At 74.5% G+C, this 8,610-nt stretch carries 6 protein-coding genes; 2 read left to right on the top strand and 4 right to left on the bottom strand.

The features are described 5' to 3' along the window. Positions 1–55: 55 nt before the first annotated feature. The 4 genes from lepB to ACFWXO_RS42605 form a co-directional block, all read right to left on the bottom strand. Positions 56–1,072, bottom strand: a complete 1,017-nt coding sequence (gene lepB / locus ACFWXO_RS42620; RefSeq protein WP_380531916.1) for a signal peptidase I — start codon at positions 1,070–1,072, stop codon at positions 56–58. A 66-nt stretch (positions 1,073–1,138) separates the two neighbouring features. Then, entirely contained in the window at positions 1,139–1,735 is a 597-nt protein-coding gene (locus ACFWXO_RS42615; RefSeq protein ID WP_375890955.1) for a helix-turn-helix domain-containing protein, read from the bottom strand. 222 nt (positions 1,736–1,957) lie between these two features. Beyond that, a complete protein-coding gene (locus ACFWXO_RS42610; RefSeq protein ID WP_380531912.1) occupies positions 1,958–3,529 on the bottom strand; it encodes a hypothetical protein in 1,572 nt (523 codons plus the stop codon). Between the two features lie 234 nt (positions 3,530–3,763). Next, entirely contained in the window at positions 3,764–4,933 is a 1,170-nt protein-coding gene (locus ACFWXO_RS42605) for a magnesium and cobalt transport protein CorA (RefSeq protein WP_375889442.1), read from the bottom strand. A gap of 468 nt (positions 4,934–5,401) precedes the next feature. On the opposite strand from ACFWXO_RS42605, the gene ACFWXO_RS42600 reads away from it, so the two are divergent. Both ACFWXO_RS42600 and ACFWXO_RS42595 read left to right on the top strand, forming a co-directional pair. Then, on the top strand, positions 5,402–6,754 hold the full coding sequence (locus ACFWXO_RS42600) for an NAD(P)/FAD-dependent oxidoreductase (RefSeq protein WP_380531909.1): 1,353 nt from the start codon (positions 5,402–5,404) through the stop codon (positions 6,752–6,754). A 165-nt stretch (positions 6,755–6,919) separates the two neighbouring features. Then, positions 6,920–8,521: an ABC-F family ATP-binding cassette domain-containing protein gene (locus ACFWXO_RS42595; RefSeq protein ID WP_380531907.1), complete on the top strand. Its 1,602-nt coding sequence runs from the start codon at positions 6,920–6,922 to the stop codon at positions 8,519–8,521. Positions 8,522–8,610 lie beyond the last annotated feature (89 nt).

The raw sequence follows: 8,610 nt of genomic DNA, 5'->3' as shown, positions 1-8,610 counted from the left end.
GAACTCTACAGCCGTGTAGAACACGGCGGGCGGAGTTCCGGCGGAGCGGTACCGCTCAGCGTCCGGTGCGCCGCGCCCGCCGGCGCCGCCACAGCGCGATCGGCACGACGCCCGCGAGGGCGAGCACCGCCGGCGCCGGGGGCGCCTCCACCGGGCCGCCCGCGGCCCGGGAGGGCACCTTGTCGAAGGTGTCCGGGACGGGCAGGGTGGACCAGTCGGAGATCGGCCACGCCACCACGAACGCCCGGCCGACCACGTTGTCCACCGGCACGAAGCCGTCCCCGGTGAGGTTCTGGTGCGGGCGGGAGTCCCGGGAGTTGTTCCGGTGGTCTCCCATCACCCAGAGCTTGCCCTTGGGCACGGTGACGGTGCCGACCGGGTCGTTGTCGCAGGGCGTCGCCCCGGGGAAGAGGTACGGCTCGACCAGCGCGACGCCGTTCACCTTCACCGGGCTGCCCGCGTTGCACTCGACGGTGTCGCCGCCGACCGCGATGACCCGCTTGATCAGGTCCTTCTCGTCCGCCGAGGGCATCAGGCCGACGGTGCTCAGCGCCTTCTGGACGGTGCCCATGACGCCGCCGGAGCTGGTCGTGGGGGTGTCCTCCAGCCAGCCGCCCGGGTCGCGGAAGACCACCACCTCGCCGCGCTCCGGCTCGGCGCCGAACCACGGGGTGAGCTTGTCGACCAGCACCCGGTCGCCGATCTGCAGGGTGTTCTCCATCGAACCGGAGGGGATCGAGAAGGCCTGCACGAAGAAGGTCTTGATGCCGAGCGAGAGCAGCAGGGCGATCACCAGCAGGATCGGCAGCTCCTGCCAGAACGGGCGCTTCTTGCGCGCGGGCTTCGCACCGGCCGCGGTGGACTCCTCCGGTCCGGCGGCCCGCCCGGCTTCCGGCTCCGGCGGCTCCTCCGTCCCGGCTCCGGAACGGGTTCCGGGGGCGGCGCCCGGCCCGGTGGCGGGCCCGGCACCGGGGCCTGCGCCGGGGCCGGTGCCGGCCCCCTCCGGCGCGGTCCCCGGCCTCTGCTCGGTTCCGCCGCTCTCACCGGACTCCGTGCTCTGCTGCACACTCATGTAATCGGCCCCTCCCGACGGCCTGCGGGGGAGCCCGAAGCGGAGACCCCCTGTCAGGGAACGAACCTACCGAACAGAGGTTCCCGGTCGCGCCCTGATGTGGATGCGTTCGCCCTGCGGGCCGAACAGGCTGAGGAACTCCACCGGCTGCGAACCGGCGTTGCCGAAGCCGTGCGGGGTCCGGGTGTCGAACTCGGCGGCCTCACCGGCGGTCAGTTCCAGGTCGTGCGGGCCGAGCACCAGCCGCAGCCTCCCGGACAGCACGTACAGCCACTCGTAGCCCTCGTGGACCTTCAACTCCAGCTCCGGCCCGGCGTTCCGGCCCGGCGGCACGATGTGCTTGTACGCGTGCAGACCACCGAGGTGGCGGGTGAGCGGGACGACGGTCTGGCCGTTCCTGGTCACCGGGCGCGGGTGGATCCGCGGGTCCCCGGTGGCCGGGGCGCCGACCAGTTCGTCCAGCGGCACCCGGTACTCCCGGGCCAGCGGCAGCAGCAGCTCCAGGGTCGGCTTGCGCTGCCCGGACTCCAGACGGGACAGCGTGCTGAGCGAGATCCCGGTCGCCGCGGCCAGCTTGGCGAGCGTGGTGCCGCGCTCCCTGCGCAGGGCCCGCAGCCGCGGGCCCACCGTGGTGAGGACGTTCTCGAACTCTTCGTCGGCCATGCCTGCTATTCGCCGGGACGGCAAGGGTGCTTGTCAATCCGGCACACCGGTGACGGCCCGTCCCCACCTGCCGAGGGGCCCGGTAGCGGTCCGCCGACCGCCACCGGGCCCCCTCCTCCGGCTTCCCGGATCACGGCCTTCCAGTCCTCCCCCGTCACCCGGTCGTCGGGCCGCGCGCCACCGGCACTCGCGCCACTGGTACGCGCGCCACCGGCACTCGCGCTACCGGTACTCGCGCAGCCGGGGCCGCACCCCCAGCGCGGTGAGCGCCACCGCCGCCGCCAGGACGACCCCGCCCAGGGCCGCCGTGGTGCCGTCGAGGTCGCCGTCGGTCGCCGCGAGGGCCGAGTCCATCGCCTTCTGGTTGACGTCGATGGTGTCCTGCATGGCCGCGCCCAACTGCCCGAACTGGTAGTTGGACTGTCCCTCGGCGAGCCCGGTGTTGAGCGTGATCGCGTCCTTGAGCTGCCCCGCGCCGCGCAGCACGCGCATCCGGTGGTCGATCGCCTGGTACTCCTGGAAGGCGCTCAGGACCCGCTCGGCGGCCGCCTGCTCGCCGGGGAAGGTGATGTTGTTCAGCTCGGCGCCCAGGTACCCGCCGAAGGGGACGGTGGAGCGGTCCTGGTGGTGGCGTTCGACGGCGGTCTGCAGCCGGGTGCCGTAGGTGTCCAGGGTCGCCCCGTCGAAGTGGACGATCGCCTGGCTCTGCTCCAGGTAGGCCTGCTCCCACACGGCCGCCCGGCTCGGGTCGATCAGGTAGCGGCTCTCGTCGGCGTTCATGTCGTACGCGACGGCCCGGGAGCGGCTGAGCGCGATCACCGAGTCGTAGGCGTCGCTCTTGGCCGTCACCAGGTGGTCCGAGGTGCGGCCCACCAGGGCCAGACCGGTCACCAGCACCACGCCGGTCAGCAGGGTGACGCCGGCCAGCGCGGGGTTGAACACCCGGTGGTAGCGCACGAGCAGCGCGCGCTGGAGCCCGACCAGCGCGGCGAGGGCGAGCAGTCCGGCGCCGAACAGCCACCACCAGCCGGTGCCCAGGGCGTCGCGCTGCTCGCCGTAGACGCGGTCGACGGTCGCCTCGTTGGCGGCGGTGACCTGGTCGGCGGCGGGCAGCAGCTGGCTGCGCAGCAGGTCGGAGGCCTGCCGGTAGGCGTCCAGGGCGGCGGGCGAGGGCTGGCCGGCCGGGGCCTTGGCCTGCTCCTCCAGCAGCTGGGAGCGGGCCACCAGGGCCTCGTAGCTGCCGAGCCGGCCGAGCACCAGTTGGACGGCGCGCTGCCCGGCCGGGTCGGCGGCGGCCGCCTGGGCGGCCTGCTGGAGGTCGTCGTCGGCCTGGTTGCGGCGCTGCTCGTAGGTGTCCAAGGTCTGCTTGCGCAGCGCGGCGTAGTCCTGGTCGTCGCCGACCAGCAGCAGGTTGGCGGCCTGGGCGTCCATGTCGCTGAGCGCGAAGTAGAGGTCGGCGGCGCGGGTGGCCTGCGGGGCCGCCCGGTGGCCGATGGTGTCGGTGCCGTCCCGGGCGCCGCCGAGCACGGCGGTGGCGGTGGCGCCGAGGCCGATCAGGGCGGCCAGGCTCAGCGCGGTGAGCGCGCGGACCAGGCGCGGGGTGGTCCAGTAGGAGCGGCTGCCGACCGTCCGCAGGCCCTGCCCGAGCCGGGCCAGCGGCCCGGACGGCAGCCACGGTCCGGACGGCGGCCGCGGTCCGGCGGGTTCGCCGCTCCCGGCCGGTTCCGGGCCGTCGTCCCCTCCGGCGGCCGCCTCCTCCGAGGTGGCCGATCTGCCTGCTGTCGAGGTGGTCATGACCACACGTCCCTTTCCCCCGTGGCACGGTCCGCCGGGGCTCCCGGTGGGAACCGAACACAGAACCGTTTCTCTCCGCCGCGCGACGCTAGTGCCGCGCCACCGGCGGTGGGACGCTCCCTGACGGCTCCTTGACACCGGCGGACGGGGATCTTGACGCTTCCTTAGCGCGGGGTCGCCGGTGGCACCCGGACGGCCCGGAGCGGGGCCCAGCAGCTGCCCGGCCCGGGGCCGTCAGAGCCAGTCGCGGCGCTTGAACACCAGGTACAGCCCGGTGCAGACCAGCGCCATCAGCCCGACCGCGAACGGATAGCCGAAGGCCCACTTGAGCTCCGGCATGATCTCGAAGTTCATCCCGTAGACCGTGCCGATCAGGGTCGGCGCGAACAGGATGGCCGCCCAGGAGGAGATCTTCTTGATCTCGTCGTTCTGCGCGTGCCCCGCCTCGGCGAGCTGCTTCATCTCCTCGTTCTGCCGCTGCGAGACCAGCGTCGCGTTCACCGTCAGGATGTTCTGCAGCATCTGCCGGAAGCCGTCCACCCGCTCGGCCGCGTAGGTGGCGTGGTCGGCGACGTCCCGCAGGCGGCGCTGGAGCTCCTCGTCGGTGCCGTACTTGCCGAAGCCCGCCTCCAGGCTCCGCATGATCTCCAGCAGCGGCCGGGTGGCCCGCTGGAGCTCGATCACCTCGCGGGACAGCTCGTAGATCCGGCGGGAGACGTGCGGGTCCCCGCCGAACACCTCGGTCTCGATCTCGTCGATGTCGTGCTGGAGCCCGGCGATCACCGGCGCGTAGCCGTCCACCACGGCGTCCAGTACCCCGTACAGCACCGCCTCCGGACCGAGCGCCAGCAGCTCCGGGTCGTCCTCCAGGCGGCGGCGCACCGCGGAGAGGTCCGGGGCCTGCGAGTGGCGCACGGTGATGACGAACTCGGGGCCGACGAACAGGTGGATCTCGCCGAAGTCCACCTCCTCCGCCTCGTCCAGGTAGCGGGCGGCGCGCAGCACCACGAACAGGGTGTCGCCGTAGCGCTCCAGCTTCGGCCGCTGGTGGGCCACGATGGCGTCCTCGACGGCCAGTTCGTGCAGGTTGAACCGGTCCGCGGCCTCCAGCAGCTGCGCCTCCGCCGGGCGGAACAGCCCGATCCAGGCCATCGTGCCGGGCCGGTCGGGCAGTTCGCGGTAGATCGCGGCGAGGTCGGCGGGCGCGTCCGTGCGGCGGCCGTCGCGGTAGACCGCCGCGTCCACCAGGGAACGCTCCAGCGCCCCCGGCTCGACCGGCTGGTCCGGGCGCGGGTCCATCGAGTGCTCGGGCGCGGACCGGGGGTCGACGGGCCGGCGCTCGGCCGTCGGACGGGAGAACGGACGCCTGCTCGCGCGCACGGCGCGCACACGCCAGTCGGACATGCGGGGAACCTCCACGGTGGGTGCCCGGCCACCGCCGTGCTCGGCACGGTGGGCCGGAGGCGCCCGGCCCGCCGCCACGCGCACGGCGCGACCGGCAGTGCGCCCCGCCGGTGGCGGGGTCAGCCCTGCGCGGGAGCCCTACGGGAGGAGGAGTGCCGGGGGCCGCGAATCCTGCGGGACAACCGGGGGCGGGGCCGACTTCGACCCGTACTACTGCACTCCACGGCTCTCACCTCCTCGAATCCGCGCGCCCCGGGGGACGCCGACGCAACCCCACCCGATGTTAGTACCCGCACGACCGACCCTCTCCACCGCCCCTGACCACCGCCCCTCTCCACCACCCTTCCGACCGGACCCACCGGCGGCCCCGAGGCCGTCCGGACCGGGCCTCAACGGACTTACGCCGTCGGCCCGTTCGTCCAGCTGGAACGATTACGGTCCGACGCCGCCACCACTACGCTACGTCGCATGAATTCTTCGGAGACGGCCCCCGGGCGGGGCACGGCGGTGGTGATCGGCGGCGGGCTGGCCGGCGTGGTGGCGGCCTGGGCGCTGCGGGGGCGCGCCGAGCGGATCGTCGTGGTGGAGCGGGACCGGTACCCGGACACGCCGGCGTTCCGGGCCGGGGTGCCGCAGGGCCGGCACGCGCACCTGGTGCTGGAGGCGGGGCACCGCGCGCTGGAGGAGCTGATGCCCGGCATCAAGCAGGAGTTGACCGACGCGGGCGCGCACCGGGTCTCCACCTCGGGCGACCTCCGGTGGCTCAGCTCCGCCGGCTGGATGGCCGACTACCCGGCCCGACTGGCCTTCCTCTCCTGCACCCGGCCGGTGCTGGACAAGGTGGTGCTGGACCGGGTCCGCACCGAACCGTCGATCGAGTTCCTGGAGGGCACCGACGTGGTCGGCCTGCTCGGCTCGGCGCAGCGGGTCACCGGGGTGAAGGTCCGCGAGCGCGGCCGGGAGCGCGGGGACGTCCAGGGGCGCGGCGAAGTCCGGGAGATCCCGGCCGAGTTGGTGATCGACGCGGCCGGCCGCTCGACCTCGGTGCCGAAGTGGCTCGGCGAACTGGGCCGCCCGGTGCCGGAGGAGCGGGTGGACGCGGGCGTCGCGTACGCCTCCCGGCTGTTCCACCGACCGACCGGCGTCGACCTCGGCCACCAGGCCGTCTACCTCCAGACCAAGGCCCCGGACAAGCCCCGGATGGGCGTCCTGCTGCCGGTCGAGGGCGACCGCTGGATCGTGAGCCTGGCCGGGATGCGCGGCGCGGAGCCCGCGCCCGGCACCGAGGGCTTCACCGAGCACCTGTCCCGGCTGCGCGACCCGGCCCTCGCGGAGATGCTGCGGGGCGCCGAACCGGCGGGCGAGGTACGCGGCTTCCTGCCCGGCCCGGGCGTACGGCGGCACTACGAACGCGGCGCCCCGGACGGCCTGGTGGCGGTCGGCGACGCCGCGAGCACCTTCAATCCGGTGTACGGGCAGGGCATCACCGTGTCGCTGTTCTGCGCCCAGGTGCTGCGCCGCACGGCCGCCCGGCACGGCGGCGTCGGGCCCGCCACCGCCCGTGACGCGCGCCGGGAGATCGCGGCGGTGTCCAAGACCGCGTGGATGATGTCCAGCGCCGAGGACGTCCGCTTCGCCGCCACCACGGGCGGGCCCTCGGGCGCCCTGATCAGGCTCCAGCACCGCTACCTGGACAAGGTGCTCCGGGGCGCCACCCACAACCCCGAGATCACGGCGGCCTTCCACGAGGTACTGTCGCTGGTCGCGCCACCGACCCGGCTGTTCCACCCGGCAGTGGTGGCCGCCGTGCTGCGCGGCTGACGGCCCGCGCGGACGCACCCGCCAAGCGGACGCACCCGTTAATTCGGGTGCGTCCGGACCGGCCGCCCGTTACTCTGGCCGACATGTCTACGCCCCGCATCTCCTAGCTGACGGACCGCCTCCACGCCACCCGTCTGTCCGCTAGTCGTTTCGGAGCGTTACCATATGATCACCACCCATGGTGTCGACGTGCGCGTCGGCGCCCGTCTGCTGCTGTCCGACGTCACCCTGCACATCGCCCCCGGCGACCGGATCGGCCTGGTCGGCCGCAACGGCGCCGGCAAGACCACCCTGCTCTCCACCCTCGCCGGGCACCTGCCCCCCGCCGCCGGTACGGTCACCCGCACCGGACCGGTCGGCTACCTCGCGCAGGACTCCCGCGCCGCCGACCCGGCCGTCACCGTCACCGACCGCATCCTGTCCGCCCGCGGCCTGGACACCGCCCTCCGCGCGCTGCGCGACGCCGAGCGGGCCATGGCCGTGGCCGGCTCCGCCGCCGAGGAACGCCGGGCGATGGACGCCTACGCGCGCGCCGACGCCGCGTTCCAGTCCCGCGGCGGCTACCCGGCCGAGGCCGAGGCCGCCCGGGTCGCGGCCGGACTCGGGCTGCCCGCCCGGATGCTGGACGCCCCCGTCGGCACCCTCTCCGGCGGCCAGCGCCGCCGGGTCGAACTGGCCCGCATCCTGTTCGCCGACCACGGCACCCTGCTGCTGGACGAGCCCACCAACCACCTGGACGCCGACTCGGTCGGCTGGCTGCGCGGCTTCCTCGCCACCCACCGGGGCGGACTGGTGCTGATCAGCCACGACCTCGACCTGCTGGCGGAGACCGTCAACCGGGTCTTCCACCTGGACCCGCAGCGCGCCGCGCTCGACGTCCACAACACCGGCTGGCGGGCCTACCTGGCCCAGCGTGCGGCCGACGAGCGCCGCCGCACCCGGGAACGGGCCAACGCCGAACGCAAGGCCGCCGCCCTGCACGCCCAGGCCGACCGGATGCGGTCCAACGTCGCCACCGCGACCAGCGCCCGCAGCATGGCCCGGCGCGCCGACCGGATGCTCGCCGAGCTGGAACCCGTACGGCAGACCGAGCGCGCGGCGCGCATCCGGCTGCCCGAGCCCGCGCCCTGCGGCCGGACCCCGCTCGGCGCGGTGAGCCTGGCCAAGGCCTACGGCGGCCGGACGGTGCTGAGCGGCCTGGACCTCGCCGTGGAGCGCGGCAGCCGGACGGTCGTGCTCGGCCTCAACGGCGCCGGCAAGACCACCCTGCTGCGCGTCCTGGCCGGGCGGGAACGCCCGGACTCCGGCCGGGTCGTCGCCGGCACCGGCCTGCGGCTCGGCTACTTCGCCCAGGAGCACGACACCCTGGACCCCGCGCTCAGCGTGCGCGACAACCTGGCCGCGGCCGCGCCCGAGCTGACCGACGGCGAACTGCGGACCGTCCTCGGCGCGTTCCTGTTCCGCGGGGACAACGCCGACAAGCCGGCCGGCGTGCTGTCCGGCGGCGAGAAGACCAGGCTGGCGCTGGCCGCCCTGGTCCACTCCGGCGCCAACGTGCTGCTGCTGGACGAGCCGACCAACAACCTCGATCCGGCCTCCCGGGCCGAGGTGCTGGCCTCGGTCGGCACCTACCCGGGCGCGATCGTGATGGTCACCCACGACCCCGGTGCCATCGAGGCGCTCCGGCCGGACCGGGTGCTGCTGCTGCCGGACGGCGACGAGGACCTCTGGCACGACGCGTACCTGGACCTGGTCACCCAGGCCTGAGCCACCACCCCCGCCCGTAGCGGGCCGGCGGTGCCCGGGGGGCCGCGACCGCCCACCGCGCCGCGGGCCGCCGGGGGAAGGGGGCGGGG

This window comes from Kitasatospora sp. NPDC059088 (genome assembly GCF_042738155.1).
Lineage (GTDB): Bacteria > Actinomycetota > Actinomycetes > Streptomycetales > Streptomycetaceae > Kitasatospora.
This window is presented reverse-complemented; position numbering and strand designations above follow the sequence as displayed.

Coding starts and splice junctions, on each gene's coding strand:
- ACFWXO_RS42595 (WP_380531907.1), top strand. CDS start 6,920: ATGATCACCACCCATGGTGTCGACGTGCGCGTCGGCGCCCGTCTGCTG.
- lepB (WP_380531916.1), bottom strand. CDS start 1,072: ATGAGTGTGCAGCAGAGCACGGAGTCCGGTGAGAGCGGCGGAACCGAG.
- ACFWXO_RS42610 (WP_380531912.1), bottom strand. CDS start 3,529: ATGACCACCTCGACAGCAGGCAGATCGGCCACCTCGGAGGAGGCGGCC.
- ACFWXO_RS42615 (WP_375890955.1), bottom strand. CDS start 1,735: ATGGCCGACGAAGAGTTCGAGAACGTCCTCACCACGGTGGGCCCGCGG.
- ACFWXO_RS42600 (WP_380531909.1), top strand. CDS start 5,402: ATGAATTCTTCGGAGACGGCCCCCGGGCGGGGCACGGCGGTGGTGATC.
- ACFWXO_RS42605 (WP_375889442.1), bottom strand. CDS start 4,933: ATGTCCGACTGGCGTGTGCGCGCCGTGCGCGCGAGCAGGCGTCCGTTC.